The sequence below is a fragment of the Candidatus Manganitrophus noduliformans genome (assembly GCF_012184425.1).
In the GTDB taxonomy this organism is placed as follows: domain Bacteria; phylum Nitrospirota; class Nitrospiria; order SBBL01; family Manganitrophaceae; genus Manganitrophus; species Manganitrophus noduliformans.
Window position 1 is genome coordinate 870584 of sequence record NZ_VTOW01000001.1, and the last position, 17948, is coordinate 888531.

At 58.7% G+C, this 17948-nt stretch carries 19 protein-coding genes; 1 reads left to right on the top strand and 18 read right to left on the bottom strand.

The window, feature by feature from the left end; all coding sequences use genetic code 11:
• The 8 genes from MNODULE_RS04340 to MNODULE_RS04375 form a co-directional block, all read right to left on the bottom strand.
• Positions 1-396: a GNAT family N-acetyltransferase gene (locus MNODULE_RS04340; RefSeq protein ID WP_168058238.1), complete on the bottom strand. Its 396-nt coding sequence runs from the start codon at positions 394-396 to the stop codon at positions 1-3.
• Positions 393-1160: a class I SAM-dependent methyltransferase gene (locus MNODULE_RS04345; RefSeq protein ID WP_168058239.1), complete on the bottom strand. Its 768-nt coding sequence runs from the start codon at positions 1158-1160 to the stop codon at positions 393-395. Before MNODULE_RS04345 ends, MNODULE_RS04340 begins: the two co-directional genes overlap by 4 nt.
• 10 nt (positions 1161-1170) lie before the next feature.
• Positions 1171-2052 carry an NmrA family NAD(P)-binding protein gene (locus MNODULE_RS04350; RefSeq protein WP_168058240.1) on the bottom strand — a complete coding sequence of 294 codons (882 nt, stop codon included), beginning with the start codon at positions 2050-2052 and terminating at the stop codon, positions 1171-1173.
• 84 nt (positions 2053-2136) lie between these two features.
• Positions 2137-2955, bottom strand: coding sequence for an arsenite methyltransferase (locus tag MNODULE_RS04355; RefSeq protein ID WP_168058241.1), 819 nt, complete (start codon positions 2953-2955; stop codon positions 2137-2139).
• An 18-nt stretch (positions 2956-2973) separates the two neighbouring features.
• Entirely contained in the window at positions 2974-3273 is a 300-nt protein-coding gene (locus MNODULE_RS04360) for an ArsR/SmtB family transcription factor (protein WP_168058242.1), read from the bottom strand.
• Between the two features lie 91 nt (positions 3274-3364).
• Positions 3365-4180, bottom strand: a complete 816-nt coding sequence (locus MNODULE_RS04365; protein WP_168058243.1) for an SDR family NAD(P)-dependent oxidoreductase — start codon at positions 4178-4180, stop codon at positions 3365-3367.
• Positions 4181-4251: 71 nt separating this feature from the next.
• Positions 4252-5427, bottom strand: coding sequence for a formate-dependent phosphoribosylglycinamide formyltransferase (gene purT, locus MNODULE_RS04370; protein WP_422666746.1), 1176 nt, complete (start codon positions 5425-5427; stop codon positions 4252-4254).
• A gap of 109 nt (positions 5428-5536) precedes the next feature.
• Complete coding sequence (locus MNODULE_RS04375) at positions 5537-6493, bottom strand: YbgA family protein (protein WP_168058245.1); 957 nt, start codon at positions 6491-6493, stop codon at positions 5537-5539.
• Between the two features lie 200 nt (positions 6494-6693).
• On the opposite strand from MNODULE_RS04375, the gene MNODULE_RS04380 reads away from it, so the two are divergent.
• On the top strand, positions 6694-7077 hold the full coding sequence (locus MNODULE_RS04380; RefSeq protein ID WP_168058246.1) for a hypothetical protein: 384 nt from the start codon (positions 6694-6696) through the stop codon (positions 7075-7077).
• Positions 7078-7143: 66 nt separating this feature from the next.
• Here MNODULE_RS04380 and MNODULE_RS25225 read toward each other — a convergent pair whose 3' ends face one another.
• The 10 genes from MNODULE_RS25225 to MNODULE_RS04430 all read right to left on the bottom strand — a co-directional run bounded on the left by MNODULE_RS25225 (position 7144) and on the right by MNODULE_RS04430 (position 17691).
• On the bottom strand, positions 7144-8805 hold the full coding sequence (locus tag MNODULE_RS25225) for a tetratricopeptide repeat protein (protein WP_168058247.1): 1662 nt from the start codon (positions 8803-8805) through the stop codon (positions 7144-7146).
• 118 nt (positions 8806-8923) lie between these two features.
• Positions 8924-10027: an AI-2E family transporter gene (locus MNODULE_RS04390; protein WP_168058248.1), complete on the bottom strand. Its 1104-nt coding sequence runs from the start codon at positions 10025-10027 to the stop codon at positions 8924-8926.
• 334 nt (positions 10028-10361) lie between these two features.
• Positions 10362-11645 carry a thiolase C-terminal domain-containing protein gene (locus MNODULE_RS04395; protein WP_168058249.1) on the bottom strand — a complete coding sequence of 428 codons (1284 nt, stop codon included), beginning with the start codon at positions 11643-11645 and terminating at the stop codon, positions 10362-10364.
• Positions 11646-11728: 83 nt separating this feature from the next.
• Complete coding sequence (gene phoU, locus MNODULE_RS04400; RefSeq protein ID WP_168058250.1) at positions 11729-12385, bottom strand: phosphate signaling complex protein PhoU; 657 nt, start codon at positions 12383-12385, stop codon at positions 11729-11731.
• Positions 12386-12394: 9 nt separating this feature from the next.
• Positions 12395-12682, bottom strand: coding sequence for a YkvA family protein (locus MNODULE_RS04405; RefSeq protein WP_181070926.1), 288 nt, complete (start codon positions 12680-12682; stop codon positions 12395-12397).
• Between the two features lie 52 nt (positions 12683-12734).
• A complete protein-coding gene (pstB, locus tag MNODULE_RS04410; protein ID WP_181070928.1) occupies positions 12735-13490 on the bottom strand; it encodes a phosphate ABC transporter ATP-binding protein PstB in 756 nt (251 codons plus the stop codon).
• 2 nt (positions 13491-13492) lie between these two features.
• Positions 13493-14434, bottom strand: a complete 942-nt coding sequence (pstA, locus tag MNODULE_RS04415) for a phosphate ABC transporter permease PstA (RefSeq protein ID WP_168058251.1) — start codon at positions 14432-14434, stop codon at positions 13493-13495.
• Positions 14431-15288, bottom strand: coding sequence for a phosphate ABC transporter permease subunit PstC (gene pstC / locus MNODULE_RS04420; RefSeq protein WP_202882109.1), 858 nt, complete (start codon positions 15286-15288; stop codon positions 14431-14433). The genes pstA and pstC overlap by 4 nt, the downstream gene beginning before the upstream one ends.
• A 39-nt stretch (positions 15289-15327) precedes the next feature.
• Complete coding sequence (locus MNODULE_RS04425) at positions 15328-16326, bottom strand: PstS family phosphate ABC transporter substrate-binding protein (protein ID WP_168058252.1); 999 nt, start codon at positions 16324-16326, stop codon at positions 15328-15330.
• Between the two features lie 159 nt (positions 16327-16485).
• Positions 16486-17691 (bottom strand): putative porin, encoded by a 1206-nt coding sequence (locus MNODULE_RS04430; protein WP_168058253.1) that lies wholly within the window; start codon positions 17689-17691, stop codon positions 16486-16488.
• Between the last annotated feature and the right edge of the window lie 257 nt (positions 17692-17948).

Sequence of the window (17948 nt, forward strand, 5' to 3'; positions counted from 1 at the left end):
TCACCGCCTGCGCGGAATGCGCCAAGCGTTCTCCGCCTTCTCGAAGCCAAGATGGGGATAATAGCTCTCCGCCTCCGGGGCCGACAGAAGAAGAATCATCACCTCTTCGCCGACGATGTCTTTGATTCGATCGACCAGCCCTTTCCCGATTCCCTGTTTTTGATAGGCGCGGTCGACGGCGAGATCGGAGAGATAACAGCAGTAGCTGAAGTCGGTGAGGGCGCGTGCAATCGCCACCAGCTTTTCACCGTCCCAGGCACAGAGGATCAGATTGGCATGATGAATCATCCGGCCGATTCGATCAAGGTCCTCCACCGGGCGGCGGATGCCGGACCGTCGGAACAGATCGGCGACCGCGGCAGGATCGATCTCCCGTTCGACTTGATATGAAATCATACCGGCTTTCCCTCCTTGATCGCCTTCAGACGAAGCCGCTTGTAATCGGCTTGCCAGACCCCGTTTTGGAACAGGGCGGGACGAAGGATCTCTTCAGTTTTTTGAATGACGGCGGGCCGCCGATCGGAAGGGACGTGTTGTAGAAGGTTTGTAGCAAAGGTCTCGATCCAATCGCGCAGACCGGCTTCTCCCCCTTCGAGCGGGGTGGGACGCTCGAAGAGAAAGGCTTCGTTGACCGCAAGACCGTTTCTTTCCAGCAAGGCGGCATATTCGCCGAGGCTTGGGAAGTACCAGGGGATGCTTTCCTCTTTCAGGGGAGAACCAACCGCTTGGCAGGCCGCTTTGATCGCGCCGACGATCCGCGCGATATTCCCTTTGCCGCCGAACTCCGCCACAAAGCGCCCGCCCGGTTTCAACGCCCGATCGATGCAGGCGATCACCCGCTCCGGTTCTTTCACCCAGTGCAGCGCAGCGTTGGAGAAGACGGCGTCGAAGGGGAGGTTGAATCGGAACACTCTGGCGTCTTGGATCTCAAACCGGAGATCGGGATAATTCTTCCGCGCCTGCGCGATCATCTCCGCGGAGGCGTCGATCCCGACCCCCTCCGCTCCCAGCGCGGCGATCCGGCCGGTGAGATGCCCCGTCCCGCAGCCGAGGTCGAGAATCCGCTCCCCCGGCTTCGGCGAGAGGAGATCGATCAGGTCGGCGGCAAGATTCCAGACATAGGCATGCTTCTCATCGTAGCGGGAGGGGTTCCACGTCATATCAGCATGATCATTGTTTGTAAACCGCCGCGAACTCCTCCGCGAAGGCTTCGAACGAGGTCGGCGTCGTGTTCTTTGCGGAGCGTTGCTCGGTCGGCTTCATGATCCCGTCGTTGAAGGCACGGTACATCTCGATATAGCCGCGCGCCACGTCGGGAGAGAGCCCCATCCCGATCATCGCCTTCTCGGCCTCCCCATACGGAAATTGGACGTAGGGGAGCGACGGCTTGCCGATCGCGCGTCCCAAGATCGCCGTCGCCTCGGTCATCGTCAACTCGCGCGGCCCCAGCAGCTCCTTCACCGATTTGCCCTTGAAGTCGAGACGGAGGAGCCGTTCGGCCGCTTCGGCGGCGATATCTTTCGTGGCGATCATCGGGGTAGCAACGTCCCCCTTCATCGGGGTGCCGTTGATCCCCATGTTCTTGATCATCGGAATGTTCATCATCAGATTTTCCATGAAGAAGGCGGGCCGAAGATGGAGGACATTCACCCCCTCCAGCCGGTTCAACCGCTGCTCCACGTCGTGAAGCCCCGTCACCGGCCCGACTTTTTCCGAGAGCTGCGCGCCGACGCTGCTGAGATTCACGACAAAAGGGACGCGTGCCTTCGCAATCGCCGTCGCCAGCGCCTCGCCGATGCGGTTCTGGGAGGCCCGGACATTCGGCGCGGTCAGGGGCGTCGGGACCAGCGTATAGACCGCCTCGGCGCCGGAGAAGGCCCGGGCCATCGCCGTCTCTTCCAAAGAGCCGACGAACGGCTCGGCCCCCTTCGCCGCCAACGGCTTCAGATGCTCGGCGCTCCGCGCGACCGCCCGGACCGGTTTCCCCTCGGCCAGCAGTTTTTCGACAATCACTCTTCCGGTATGTCCGGTGGCTCCTGTGATCACGTACATGGCGCCCTCCTCTCTACGGTTGACTGGATCGATGGGATTTGAGTGAGTCGATTTTAAACCGATTCACTCCAGGGGCGCAAGACGTTACCCGTTCGGCTTTCGCGCCCGGACGAAGGCGCTCATGAATTTCCCCCCCGTCGCCGCGGCGATCGATTCAATCGCTTCCGGCGTGACGCACGAGTCGACCAATAGCTCCCGGGCCTCCTTCATCGTGTAGATCCGGGTCGGAACGATTTCGATCGCTTCAAATCCGACCTTTTTCAAGATCGAACGATACCGCTCTTCTTCCAGCGCCCCCGCCACACAGCCGATCCAAAGCTCCACGTTGCGGCGGATCTCGTCGGGAACGGCCCCCCGGACGACAATGTCCGAGACGGCGAAACGGCCGCCCGGTTTCAAGACGCGGAAGGCCTCCGCGAGGGTCTGCTCCTTGTCGGCGGAGAGATTGATGACGCAGTTGGAGATGATGACATCGACCGACCGGTCGGGGAGGGGGATCTGTTCGATCTCCCCCTTCAAGAAGGTGACATTTTCAGCCCCCGCTTTTTTCTGATTCTCCCGCGCCAGGGCGAGCATCTCGTCGGTCATATCGAGGCCGTAGGCGTGGCCGGCCGGGCCGACCCGCCGGGCCGAGAGGAGGACGTCGATCCCGCCGCCGGAGCCCAAATCGAGGACCTTCTCGCCGGGGTGAAGCTCGGCGAGCGCCGTCGGGTTGCCGCAGCCGAGCGAGGCGAGGAGCGCTTCGGTCGGAAGTTCGGCGGTTTCCTGATCGCCGTAAAGGTTCGACGTGATCGGGTTCCACTCGGCGGTGCCGCCGCAGCAGGAGCTCTTGCCGCTTCCCGCCTGCAACGCGGCCCGGCCATATTTTTCTTTCACGATTTTTTTGATGTCGGTGTCGGTCATGTCGTCCTCCTTGGATTTTCAGCAGCAGGCGCTCAGAAGCCGGATCAGCTCCGAGACCATCTCCCGCTGGATGGAATAATAAATGAACCGTGCTTCCCGCCGGCTTTGAATGAGGCCGGCCCGGCGGAGCAGGTTCAGATGATGCGACAGGGTCGGCCCCGGCAGGTCGAGCCCTTTCTGAATCTCCCCGGCGGAGACCTCTCCGCCGGCTTGAACCAGAAAAAAGAAAAGACGAAGGCGATCGAGGTGGGCCAAGGCTTTGAGCGCTTCGACGTGGGCCTGTTCGGCTTGCAAGGAATGTTTGTTTTTTGATTTCATATTTCCAAATATATAGAAATAAGAAAATCTTGTCAAGCGCTTTTTTGAGCGGTTGTTTCGGGAGATCTGTCTGAAGGAAAGGGGCCGGGGGTCAGGAAGGGGCCGAACGGCCGATCAGCCGCTTCAGGCCGTACGTCATCGCCCGGAAGATAAATTTCCGCTTCGTCATGACCTGGAAGAGTTTTCCGGTGGCCCCTTCGTTTTCGGGGGAGACCATTTTCACCGCCAGCGCCGCCGGTACTTCGACCGGGTTGGCCAACATGTCGATGAACCAGCCGACCTTTTCCCGGTGGGGGCGCCCCTCCTCGGTGGCTTCGCCGCTCATCAGCAGATCGGTCCTCACCATCCCGGGGGAGAAGATGTTGGCGGTGATCCCGGTTCCCTTGTATTCGCGGGCGAGAGAGCGGGTGAAGGCGACGAGCGCCGCCTTCGTCGCGCCGTAGGCGGTGACGCGCGGGGAGGGGAAATCGGCGCCGTACCCTTTCAGGTTGAAGATTTTCCCCTTTCCTTGTTTCATCATGTGGGGAATGACGGCGTGGCAGCAGTTGAAGGTGCCGACCAGGTTGACGGCGATGACGTAGGCCCATCGCTTCGGGTCGATGTCGCCGACACGGCCGAAGGTCATGCTGATTCCGGCGTTGTTGATGAGGATGTCGATCCGGCCGAAGCGGGCGATGACCCGCTCGACCATGGCATCGACCTGGTCGAGATCCGAAACGTCGCAATGCACCGCCATCACCTCGCCGAGAGGGGCCAGATCGGTCTCCGCCTTCTTCAACTGCGCTTCATCCCGCCCGCAGATGACGACCTTGGCCCCTTCGCGGAGATAGGCCTCGGCCACGGCATAGCCGATCCCCCGGCTTGCGCCGGTGATCAGAGCGACTTGATTTTCAAGAAGGCCGCTCATCGAGACTCCAGCATGAATAAGGGGCTGTCATTCCCGCGTGATCCAGGTCGATCTCAGTGAAAGGGACGTGCCTAACCGGTGTAATTTACTTTCACCTGCGATGCCGCTTTTACGGCGCGGTCGCGGGCTTCGAACGGCTCTTTCGCGGCGGCGAGGACCACCCCCATCCGCCGATTTTTCCGGCAGTCGGGTTTTCCGAAAAGGCGGATCTGGATCTCCGGCTCCGACAGCGCCGGGCCGATCTCGAATGTCGGAGCGATCGCCTCTTTTTCGGCCAGAATCACGGCGGAAGCGCCGGGGGTGCGGATCACGGGGGGATGGACCGGGAAGCCGAGGATCGCCCGGACATGGAGGGCGAACTCGGAGAGATCCTGGCTGATCAGCGTGACCAATCCGGTGTCGTGGGGCCGGGGGGAGACTTCGGAAAAATAAACTTCCTCCCCCTTCACAAACAGCTCCACGCCGAAGATGCCCCGCCCGCCGAGATTCTCCGTCACCGCCGCCGCGATCTCCTTGGAGCGTTTGAGAGCGGTCTCCGACATCGGATGCGGCTGCCACGACTGGCGGTAGTCGCCGTCGATCTGGATGTGGCCGATGGGGGGACAGAAGAAGGTGCCGTTGACGGCGCGGACCGTCAGGAGGGTGATTTCATAGTCAAACGCGATGAACGATTCGAGGATGACACGGCCTCCCTTGGCCCGAGCGGCCGTCATCGCGTACTCCCATGCTTTCAGAAGATCCGCTTCGGAGCGGACGACCGACTGCCCCTTCCCGGACGATGACATAATCGGCTTCATCACGCAGGGGTATCCGACGGCGCCGGCCGCCTCTTTCAACTGCTCGGGCCGGTCGATGAACCGGAATTGGCTCGTCGGAAGTTTCAATTCCTCCGCCGCAAGGCGCCGGATCCCTTCCCGGTTCATCGTCAGCCGCGCGGCGCGGGCGGTCGGGATGACGGTAAAATGTTTTTCCGCCTTGACCAGATAATCGGTGGCGATCGCTTCGATCTCCGGAACGATCAGATCGGGCCGCTCCCGGTGAACCACCTGATCGACGGCGCGCGGATCGAGCATGTCGATAATATAGTGGCGATGGGCCACCTGCATGGCGGGGGCGTTCGGATAGCGGTCGACGGCGATCACCTCGACGCCGAGCCGCTGGGCTTCGATGGCGACCTCTTTGCCCAGCTCGCCCGAGCCGAGGAGCATCAGCCGGAAGGCATTCTTCGAAAGGGGGGTGCCGAGCATACGGACCTCCGGATGAAGGGAAAGGGTTTCTCGGCGAGAATAACCGTTTCGGAAAACCGGGTCAAGGGGGATTTTTCCCTTCTTCATCGGGGTTCGACGTGTTGAACCCCTACTTCCTTTCCGTTCGATCTCTTTCCTCTGTTTCAATCAGCGATTCCGGATAGGGTTCGAAGAAGGTCTGATCTTCGAGATACCCGTTTCGGAATCGGACGACCCAGGCTTTGAGGATGCTCAAGGCTGCGCTCCGCGGGAGGTATCCTTTCCGGTAGCTCTCCAAGGTCCGGAGAAAAAGGGCCTTTTCCTTTTTGGAGAGATCGTCGGAAAAATAGCCGAGGGCGTGCATCAGAACGTTGATGTTGGAGGCGGATCGGGGAGGGCGGGAGAGCGCTTGCTGGAGGTGAGGCGCGTATTCGTTGAAGAGATCGGCGGCCGTCCGTCTCTCCGCATTGCCGACAATCCGTCCGAGTAGGCGCATCAGCTTCTGGTTGTAGGCCATCAGGAGGAGCTTGTGGGTGGCGTGAAAGTGGACCAGGGTGTCCAGGCGGTTTGTCTTCTTTGCTTCTCGAAAACGGGCCAAGGTGAAGAGCTTCGTCAGAAAGTGGTCCCGGATCTTGGGATGATTCAGCCGTCCCTCATCTTCGATCGCGAGACCGGGAAAACGTTCGAGGACCTCTCCCGCAAAGAACCCGGCCCCTTTGCCGGCGGGAGCCTCGGCTTCCATTTTCGGGAAGCGCTTCACATCCTTGATGCCGCAGGAAGGGGAGCGGTTCTTTAGAATGAACCCATCGACCTCGTTCAAAGAGGTCAAAAACGAATTCGAGAAACGCCGCATCTTCTCCGAGAGAGCTTTGCCGGTGGCCGGCTGGAGGAGATGCAACTCCCCGTCCTCCGAAACGAGCCGGATCGGATCGCGGGGAACGCCCAATCCGATCTCAACCTCCGGGCAGATCGGCAAAAAGGTCACATGCGGCTCCAACCGCTTCACGAAGCGATCGGCAATCATCGCGCCGTTATATCGGCAGGGCGCAAATTCAAGACATTTGCTGAGGACGACAACCGGTTTCATGAAAAGACATCCCTTGGAAAGGAGAAGTTTTTTTCTAATGTCGCCCTTGGCGGGGAGTGTTGTCAAGGGGGCTGATTCCAGTTCGGGACGCCGCGCGGCGGGTCATGCGCCATTTTGTTGCATTCTGCGGCGGTCTGGTGTACCATCGCCCCGTTTTGACAGCTATTCGATCGGGATTCCTAATCAACAGAGGAGGATCAATGAAAAGAGCGATTGGAACCGTTCTTCTGCTGCTCATGCTGGTCTCCCTTGTTCCGGGAGTAGCGGAAGCGAGACGGGAGAATGCCATGGAGGAGGTCCTCATCGACGGTTTCTACGGCGGGCTGGCGGGAGCGCTCGTGGGGGCGGCCTTTATGGCCTTCAAAGAGAATCCGGGGGATCATCTGGACGACATTGCCATCGGGGCGGGGGTCGGGGTGATCGCCGGAACGCTCTATGGCATCGGGAGGGCGGCGCGCGCCTTCGCCGAGATTGAAGACGGCAGGCTCACCGTCCAGATGCCGACCCTCCGCTTCGATCTGGAGCCGGTCGGCAACGATTTTCAACCGCGCTGGTCGGCCGATCTGATTCGCGTCGATTTCTGAGGGTCGTTTCCGACTTCTTGTTTCAACCCCCCGGCCAAAGGGAATCTTTCCAGCCCGGTATTATTTTTAATCTCCGTTTTGACGGGCGAAGTGTTTGCCGTCGCCCGGCGTCGCGACCCACTCCGCTTCCTGATGAAACCCCTTCTCTCGATAGGCCTTCGCAAAACGCTTTCGGATCTCGGCGCGGTGGCGCGCTTCTTCTTCAGGGACGATGGAGAGGGCGCGCTCGTGCCAGTGCGCCGCCGTTTGGAGGGCTTCCGCCATCTCTTTCTGCTTTCCGGAATCGCGGGCGTCGGCCGCGATGGCGATGTAGAGCATCCCCAATTCGTTGGTTCCGTTGGTGTAACGCGGATCGAGACGGACCGCCTGCTCGAACGCCACCAGCGCGGCGGAGTAGTTGTTCTGACGCTTGTAGATCTCGCCGAGGTTCGCATAGCAAAACTTGTTATGGGGGTCGAGGGCCAACGCATGTTTGAAGAGAACTTCGGCCTCCTTGAGGTCGTTGAACTCGGTCATCGCGATATACGCCCGGTTGTTCTCGGCGGATGATTTCAAGCGGAGCTCCTCAGGAGAGTCGCCGGGAAGGGCCATGACGCGCCAATAAGCTTCAATCGCCTCGCGCGGCTTTCCAAGGAACTGAAGGGCAAAGCCGTGCGCCAGCCAGGTCTCTTCGAGGTCGGGTCCCAGTTGAACCGCCATGGCGCTCGCCTCTTCGGCCCACGCCATCCAGGGCATCTTCTCATGTCCGTAGCGGTGAACCTGCTGGCAATAGGCGCGTGAGAGAACGCCGAGGGAGAGCGCCTTGAGGGTCGCTTCACTCGCCTCGGCCGCTTTCCGCAGGTGCTCGATCGCCCGGTCATTGTCGGTCGCGGTGAACCGGTTGTAGAGCAGGGTTCCAAGATTGTAGTGGGCAAGGGCGTAACCGGGCTCAATCGTGACCGACTGCCGGTACTTGTCGATCGCCGCCTCCCGCTCGGCGGTGTTTCCGGTCCGGATATAACGGATATGGTGGGTGTACCCCTGCATGAAGGCCCGATATCCGCGCCAGGTCTTCGCTTCGCTCGACAGTCCCCAGCGGCGTTTGACGATTTCAAAGGCCATGTCGTCGACCAGCTCCAGGAGCTGATCGGGCCGCTCGATCGACCGGACCAGGACCATCGTGGTCGGCCCGTCCCGATCGGTCGTCAGCGTGGTGGAGAGCCGGACGGTGTCGCCGACCTGATCGATCCCCCCCCGGATGGTCCGGCGCGCCAGGAGGGTTCGCGTTTTATAAGAGAGGGCAAAGAGGCTGTCCGGCGAGAAGCTGAAGGAGCCGAAGCCGATGGCGCCGATCGCCTGTCCCTCCATCGGGTCGGAGAGGATCAAGAGCTCCTGCTGGGAGTCGAGAAAGGCGTCAGGCTCGCTCCGGCCGAGATCGACCAGCATCGCCATGTTCCCCGCCTTGGCTGCCGCCTGCGCCTCCCGGACCTGCCGGCTCAGCCCCTGCCAGGCCGTTTCGATCTCGCCGAGCTGTTGGGCCAGGATCTCGTTCAGGCAAAGGCCCGCCTTGTCGGCCCCGCGAAAGGGGAGGACCAGTGTTGCCCGGCCCCAGACGGCGCGCCCGACCGACCGCAATATTACGGCGGCGAGAAGGACGACGGCCAGGAGCGCCAGGGCGGCGCCGATGACTTCCAGAAGACCGATGAGAATCCCGGCAAGGTTCCCGATCGCATCCCGTAGTCCCTGCACTTACTCCTCCGGTTGGGGTGTTCAGGTCGCACACAAAGTACAGTACCGGAAATATACCAGAATGAGGCCGATTGAACAAGAAAAATGGCCGCCTGAAGATTCGATTGAAGCGCCGACGTTAGGCGCCGGATTCCCCCCGATCCCCAAGAATATCTTCAACATAGAGCATTTGGACGAGAACCATGATCGTCGCGGTGAGCGGGGAGGCGAGCATGATCCCCGGGATGCCGAGGAGGATGCCGAGGAGAACCTGCACCGCGATTGTCAACGCCGGCGGAAGGAGGACGACCTGCCGCTCGATCACAGGGGTGAGAAGATAGCTCTCGAACCCTTGGATAATCGAATAGAGGATCGCTACATAAAGCGTCGGCATGAGGCCTTGGCCGACGGCGATCAGAAGGGGAGGAATAATCGAGAGGATCGGGCCGATGTAGGGAATGAAGTTCAAAATGCCGGCCAGGATGCCGAGGGCCATCGCGGGCTGAATACCGATCAACCCGAGGCCGACGGCGGTGAGGAGGCCGATGACGATCATGGCGATCACCCGCCCGATCAGCCACCACTGGAGGATGTAGCCGACCCGATTCAACACCGTCTCGGCGCGGCCGCGCTTTTCTTTGGGGACCAGGCGGATCACCCCCCGTTTATAGAGCGAAGGGTTGATCGCCATGTAGAGGCCGATGAAGAGGACGATGACAAGATTTGCGATCATTCCGAGGGCGGTGGAGAAGAAGCCGGTCACCCGGCTGATGATTCCCCCCGGTCTGGCGAACTGTTCCGCCGCCTGCGGGGTCTGCGCCAGGATTCTGCGTCCCCACTCGTACTGCTCGAGGCGCTGTGTGAGCTGGTCAACCATCCGCGGCAAGCTTTGAATGAGTTGGTCGGCCTGTCTGGCGACTTCGGGGGCGAGGAGCCAGCCCCCCAACCCCAACATTCCGGTCAGGAGGAGGATGACGATCGCGAGCGACCAGCCCTCCGAGAGGGGGGTATGCGCTGCAAGCCGGTCGCTCAGGCTTCGGAGGAGAACGGTCAAGAGGACGCCGGCAAAGACGAGGAGGAGGACGTCGGCGGAAACCGCGACCAGCAACAGCAGAACGGCGACGGCCGCCGTGATGCCGACGGCAATGAGTGTCTTTTTTGTGAAAGTGCCGGGGTCAAATTTCGGCGACGGAGGATTGGGCGGATATTTCTCCGCCGCTCCGACGTATCGCGCTCCTCTCATGGGCTCGTCCCTCTTTACGGTTCGGGAGCAAATGCTTCCCAGATACGACTATCATATCTGAAATAGACGGTCGGATGCGACTATCGGGAATGAGGAGGCGCTTTTCGGGGGGAATTTATCTAAAGCGCCAAAATAACGACGACGAGGATGATCATAATCGCCACCATCGCGGCGATGAAGACGCCGGGATGAATGCCGCTCAAATCTGGCTCTTCAGGCAACATAGAATGATCGGGTGAGAGGGTTAATTTGATGAGCCTATTATAAAAGAAAAAAAAGGGGAGAGGCAATCATTTTTTTCATTACGCGGCGATCTTGAACTGAGAACCGCTCCTTAGGTTCGTTCCAGGATGCTGACGGTGATGTAGGTGCCGGTGCCGGCGTGGCTGTGGATCAATCCGCGTTTCGGGTTTTTAATCTGAAGTTTTCCGCTTCCAAGGTGTTTTTTGATCGTCCCCTGCAACTGCCAAAAGGCAAAAACCGCCTGCATCAGGCCGGTGGCGCCGACCGGATGGCCGCAGGCGAGCAGCCCGCCGCTCGGGTTGACCGGGATGCGTCCCTGCTTCGGAAGGTTCAGGCCGTAGTCGATTCCCGGCATGAAGGGGTTTCCCTCCTCGGCGAATCGCCCCCCTTCGCCGTATTTGCAGAGGCCGAGATCTTCGTAGGTCTGGACTTCCGAAGAGGTGTAGGCGTCGTGGAGCTCGATAAAATCGAAATCGTCGATCGGCTTTCGAACCCCCGCCATCTCATACGCCTGCTTCGCCGCCGCGCGTCCTCCCCGGAAGGAGTGGACACCGGGATATTTGAGATTCCGGTAGTCGCTCGCTTTTTCGTGCGGCAGGAGCAAGACCTTTCCGTGCGGCCGGTCGGCCATCCGCATGGCGTCGCTTCCCGAGCCGACCCCGGTGATCTTCACCGGATTCGGGGAGAGTTTGTGGGCGACCTCCTCCGAGGCGAGAACGCAGACCGCGGCGCCGTCCGACATGGTGCAGATGTCGAGCATTGTCAATGGGGTGGCGACCATCTGGGAACTCCGGACGTCGGCGACGGTCAGCTTTCCGGGACGTTGGGCGTAGGGATTGTAGAGGGCGTTGGCGTGGTTTTTAATCGAAACCAACGCCAGCTGCTCCGGGGTGGTCCCGAACTCGTGCATGTGCCGCTGAACCATCATGGCGTAGTAGCCGGTGTAGAAGCCGCCGACGGGGAAGTCGAAATTGGTGTCCGAGGCGAGCGCGATGAATTCATTTCCTTTCCAGGTGTTGACCCGCGACATCGTCTCAAAGCCGAAGGCGAGGCAGACGTTCATCCGGCCCGAGGAGACCGCCTCCCAGGCGCTCTGGAAGCAGAGGCCGCCGGTGGCCCCTCCCCCCTCGATCCGCTTCGACGGCTTGGGGCAGAGACCGAGATAGTCCTGGACCATGCTGGCGGCTTTCAATTGCCGGGTGAAGTGGTCGGAGAAATAAGATCCGACGGCGCCGTCGATCATCTCCATTTTTAATTTCGGCAGATCATCCAGGGCGTAGTCGAACGCCTCTTTGACCATGTAGCGGAAATCTTTTTCGGGATTGGCTTTCTTGAATTTGGTGATTCCGCCGGTAATCATGTAAACGGGGCGCATCGGGCGTGACCTCGCTGGTGGGTTTGGAAGGGACTGGGATTAATCGTAGCGGAGGATGGGGAAGCTGTCAAGATTCTCCCCGTTCACACCTTCGTGTGTCGAATGATCTTCCCTTCCACCAGGTAGACCACCATCTCGGCGATGTTGGTGGCGTGGTCGCCGATTCGTTCGATGTATTTGGCGATGAAGCTGACCCGGACGGCGCGGGTGATGGTCGTGGGGTCTTCGACCATGAAGGAGAGGAGCTCTCGGAAGATCTGGTGGGTCAGCTCGTCGATGAACTGATCTTCGGAGCAGACCTTCCGGGCGAGCTTGGCGTCTTTGTTGACGAAGGCGTCGAGCGCCTCCCGGACCATCTTCTGCGCCGCGTCTGCCATGCGCGGGATGTCGATGTACGGTTTGAGGAGCGGCTCCTCCGCCAGCTCGATCGACCGCTCGCAGATATCTTCGGCAAGATCGCTCATCCGTTCCAGGTCGGTTGTGATCTTCATGGCGGTGGTGATGAAGCGAAGGTCGCGGGCCGCCGGCTGGTAGAGGGCGAGCAGGCGGATACATTCTTCGTCGATCTCGACGTCCATCGCGTTGACGAGGTGATCGTTCTGGATCGTCTGTTTGGCCAGCGGACCATCCCGTTCGACAAGGGCTTTGATGGAGGCGGCGATCTGTGTTTCTACCAACGCTCCCATCTTCAGGATCTTTTCTTTTAACCGGGTGAGCTCTTCTTCAAAATGGCGGTGCATGGTTCTCCTTTAAGGGGTGACGTCAATCTCAGTGGCCTGTCTGCGATATTGATCAAAAATGTCTTTGGGGATCAACCGCATGGCCGACATCAGTAAAGAGAGGACGATGAGGAGATCATCCACCTGCCCGATTCCCAGCAGAAAATCGGGAATGAGATCGAAGGGGAGCAAGAGGTAGCCGAGCGCCAGGGTCAGAAACAACTTGGCGCGAAGGGGGATTCGCGCGTTCTTCAGCGCGAGCCGATAAATCTTCACCGCTTGTTTTACATACCTTCCGATATGACGGAGTCTCATCATGATACCTTCCTTTCTTTATCTTCTACTACTACTTATAAGAGAATAGCGGACATTATCCGAATCTTCCCGTGATGTAATCTTCCGTTCGGGAATCTTTCGGGTTGGTGAAAATCCGAGAGGTGGAATCGAATTCCACCAACTCTCCGAGCAGGAAGAACCCGGTTTTATCCGAAATCCGGGCCGCCTGCTGCATGTTGTGCGTTACAATCGCAATGGTATAACTTTCTTTCAATTCCCGCAATAACTCCTCGATCCGTCCGGTGGCGATCGGATCGATGGCCGAGGTCGGCTCGTCGAGCAGGAGCACATCGGGCGCCACGGCGAGGGCCCGCGCGATGCAGAGCCGCTGCTGCTGGCCTCCCGAGAGGGAAAGGGCCGATTGCGGGAGGCGATCTTTGACCTCTTCCCAAATCGCCGCTTTCTTCAGGCTCTCTTCCACGATTGCATCGATTTTTGTCTTGTCCTTAATCCCTTGGATCCGCAATCCGTAGGCGATATTTTCATAGATGCTCTTGGGGAAGGGGTTCGGTTTTTGAAAGACCATCCCGATCTTTCTTCGAACATCGATCACGTCCATCCCTCTGGAATAGATGTTCTTGCCCTGGTAGAGAACGGTCCCCTCCGCTCGGAATCCCGGGACCAGGTCGTTCATCCGATTCAGGCAGCGGATAAAAGTGCTCTTGCCGCAGCCGGAAGGACCGATCAGCGCCGTGACCCCTTTATAGGGGATCTCCATGTTGACGTCCCGCAGCGCCTGTTTTTTTCCGTAAAAGACATTCAGTTTTTGAACGTGAATCGCGGCATCCATGATTACCACCTGATCTGTTTTTGATAGCGGTGTCTTAAATAAACGGCAATCCCGTTCATGACAAAGGTGATGAACAACAGAACCAAAATCCCCGCCGCCGCATTGATCGAAAAGCCCCTTTGAGGGCGCGAGACCCAGTTGAAAATCTGAATCGGCAGCGCGGTGAAGGGATCGAAAAGACCCTGCGGGTTGATGAAAGGAGGCTCCGGCGAGATCGGCAGGGTCGGAACGAAGGCGACATAGGTCAACGCCCCGATTGTGATCAGCGGGGCGGTCTCCCCGATCGCCCGCGACATGGCGAGGATGGTCCCGGTGAGAATCCCCGGCATCGCCGCCGGCAAAACCTGATGCCGGATCGTCTGCCACTTGCTCGCTCCGAGGGCGTAAGAGGCTTCTCGAATCGAGGCGGGGATCGCCCGGATCGACTCGCGGGAGGCGAGGATGACGATCGGAAGGACCAGAATCGCCAATGTCATTGCCCCCGCCAGGACGCTCCGGTCGAGATTCATCCAGCGGACAAAGAGCCCCAGCCCCAAGAGACCGTATATGATCGAAGGGACGCCGGCGAGATTCGCAATGTTGATCTCGATGAATCCGGTCAGCCAGCTCTTCCGGCTGTATTCTTCCAGGTAGGTGGCGGAGGCGACCCCGAGCGGAAAGGTGATCAGCGCCGTCAACACCATCAGCCAGGCGGTCCCGACCCAGGCGGAGAGAATGCCGGCCCGCTCCGGTTTTCGCGACGGATAGCTCGTCAGAAAATCCCAGCCGAGCCTCGGGAGGCCGTCGATCATGACGTCGATCAGCAGAACAAGGAGAACGAGCAGACCGATGGTCGTTGCAAAGAGGCCGAGGATCGAGAAGGCCCGATCGGCAAGCCGGCCTCGTTTCCGATTGCTGATTTCGATTCGTACCGCTTCGGGTCGTGCTGCTTCCGGCACACTCATTCGTAGACTTCCCTAAACCGTTTTCGGAGCGAATAACTGATCATATTCAAGACAAAGGTCACGACAAAAAGGCTCATCCCCGCGGCGAAGATGGTCCTGTATTCGATGGTTCCGTAGGGGGTGTCTCCCAGGCTGACCTGAACGATGTAGGCGGTGACCGTTTCGATCGGAACGAAGGGGTTGAGGGTCAGCCTCGGCTGCAAGCCGGCGGCGACCGCCACGATCATCGTCTCCCCCACCGCGCGCGAAATGCCGAGGATGAACGACGCGGCGACCCCGGAGAAGGCGGCGGGAAGCACCACGCGAAGCGCGACCTGAAGCCGGGTGGAGCCGAGGGCATATCCCCCCTCCCGCAGTCCGATCGGGACCGCGTGCATCGCATCTTCGCTGAGAGAGGAGATAATCGGGATAATCATAATTCCCATGACGATTCCGGGGCTCAAGGCATTAAAGCCGGAGATCTCCGGGAAAAATTTCTGAAGCAACGGCGTGACGAAGAGGAGGGCGAAATAACCGTACACGACGGTCGGAACCGCGGCCAGGATCTCCAAGAAGGGCTTGATCGTTGTCCGGACCCGGTCGGAGGCGTACTCGCTTAAATAAATGGCGCTGATCAACCCGATCGGGAGGGAAACCGCCATCGCGATGAATGTTGTCAAGAACGTCCCTGCAAAAAGGGGAAGAATGCCGAAGTGTTTTTCGGCGAAGAGGGGGGTCCACTGCGTGTCGGTGAGGAAATCGATAATCGAAACTTCGCCGAAAAAGGAGAGGGTCTCGAAGAGGAGGACACCGATAATCCCGAGGGTGATGAAAACCGACAAGAGGGCGCTCAAGAGGAGCGCCCCTTCGATCACACTTTCGCCTGCTTTCTGGAGACGTCTTGCGTACAGCGGTTACTTCCCTTCTTTTTGTAAAAGATCTTCGATACTGACGCCGACCTGTGATTTTCCTTCAAAGACCGAACCGGTCATCCTTTTTTGGAACCGGCCGGCGCCGAGCGCATAAGCCCGATCCGGCAGAGCGATGTACCCGACTTCTTTGGTAAGGGTGGCTCCATTCTTCATGTAGAAATCGATGAAGTTTCGCACTTCAGGCCTGTCGGCCGATTTGAGGCTGACATAGATGAAGACCGGCCGGGCGAGCGGCTGATAAGTTCCTTTGACGACGTTATCGTACTCCGGGAAAATCGGGCCCTTGCCGTTGGCGTCGTTTTCATCATCGATCGGAACCAGTTTGAGACGCTCTTTGTTTTCCTGGTAATATGCCACCCCGAAGAAACCGAGGGCATATTGATCGGAAGCGACTCCCTGAACGAGAACGTTGTCGTCTTCACTCGCTGTGAAGTCGCCCCGGCTGGCGTGCTCTTTCCCGACGATCGCTTCGGTAAAGTAGTCGTACGTTCCGGAATCGGCCCCCGCGCCGTAGAGATGGATTTCCTTGTCGGGCCAGTTCGGCCGGATCTGGTTCCACTTTTTGATTTTGCCCTGAGCGGCCGGCTCCCAGATCTTTTTTAGCTCTTTTACCGTCAGGTAATCGACCCAGTCGTTTTTTAAGTTGACGATGACGGCAATGCCGTCGTACGCCACCGGCAGCTCGATATATTGGATCTTGTTATCGACGCACATTTCCACTTCGGAGCGCTTGATGGGGCGGGAGGCGTCGGAGATGTCGGTTTCCCCGGTGCAGAATTTCTTGAAGCCGCCGCCGGTGCCTGAGATGCCGACCGTGACCCTTTCTCCCCGGTGGGCTGCCTGAAATTCCTCGGCCACCGCTTCGGTGATCGGGAAAACGGTACTGGAGCCGTCGATCTTGATAAGGGTCGATTTGGCCCAAGCCGTCTGGGCAGAAGCAATTCCGATCCCCAGAAGGCCCACGAAAATCCATTTCTTCATATAAATTTCTCCTCACCTATTAATGAAGGAACCAAGTTTCGCCGGTGTTAATACAATGTTAAATTTTTGTTACAACTTCCCTCCAAGACGCGAGCGCCCCCTCTCATTGCTCAAACTCGACAACGGAGGGGGCGCTCTTTGTGTTTTTTTGGAAATTGCTTAGAACTTCACGACCATGTCCAAGAAAAGCCGTTTGGTATCGTCCTCTCCCGGTGGGAGGGTTTCGTCCTCCACCTCGGTCACCACGTATTTGGCTTTCAGCTGGAGTGCTTTCGTCGGGCTATAACCGATCCAGGCGACATGTCCTCTGTGGTTTGTCCCGCCGTTGGGGCCAAAGTCCGAATCGGCGATATCGGCAACAGTGGCATCCGTTTCGGTGATCCTGTAGAAGTAAGCCACTTCCCATGTCCGAGGATTAGAGGCTTTGCCGATTTGGAGACCGGCTTGATATCCCGTATCCTGATCGGTGGTCGTATCGGCGAGGTTTTTGATGTAATCTCCATAGAGGGCCAGGGGAAGGTCGGCCACCTTGATGCCGAACTGGGCCGTGATATTAAGAACCCGGTAGTTATTCACCAGGGCGGTCGGGGTTCCGGTGGCGACCGGGACCCGGGTGTTTCCATCTTGGACGGTCACCTGACCAAAACTCCCCTCCGTCGCATTTTTGAAATTGTAAAATGCGCCGGCCAGGGTGACCGACGTGTCCTTTCCAAGACCGATCCGGGTTCCCACCTGCTCGGCGAAGAGCCATTGGTCGTTATTGTCGGTGGAATCTTCGTCGAGGACCAACTGCCCGGCGTTGATGAAGAGAACGATCATTTCTGTGACCTTAAAGGTGACGTTCTCGGCAAATCCCTCCGGGGCCAAGTCATCGTCCCAAACCAGTTCCGTGACCCGGAAAAAGGGGTTCGGCATCTTCCCTCCGGTCAGCGCCAGCCACGAGGCTGCTTTCCATTGCAGGTATGCCTGTCGGATCCAGATCGGTTTTTGGCTGAAAAGACTATCGAAGCTCTGATTGTTCGACGTCTGGCTGCCGTCTCCGGATGCGAGCTGGATGCCGACGAGAAAATTGTCGATCTTAAGCGTACTTCCCAGCCGCAGGCGAAGTCGTTGACGATGCCGGTCGCGGTTGGGAGCTTCTCTAATGGTTGAGTCGTGCCGGAGGCGAAGATCTCCTGCAAAGGAGAATCGATCCACCCACTTTGAAAGTTTGGTCTCCTGAACGGAGGCGGCTTCCTCTTTTGTAATCGTTCCTTTTTCAATCAAGAGTTCCTCGAGTGTTTTGGGCTCTTCCGCGAAAAGCAGGTTGTTCGATGCACTCAGAATCCCCAACGCGATGAACCCAATTACCATGAATCGTCGCATCTGTTTTTGTCTCCTTTCGCATGTTTTTTGGCCGCTGTTGATGTGGATAAATAGGAAATCCCCTGTCTGTAAAATCACGGGATCGTACGTTTTGAAAACAGTGTTACGAGATTTATTAACCTGATGTTGCGCCGGAATGGCCGGCGCAAATGGCCGGCGCAAGAAGTGGCAGGCAGAAGATAGACATTTTGGTCGGTTTTTGCAAGATCAAAATGGTATGGAGCCTAATGAGAAGTGAACTTGTGGAAGAATGATAC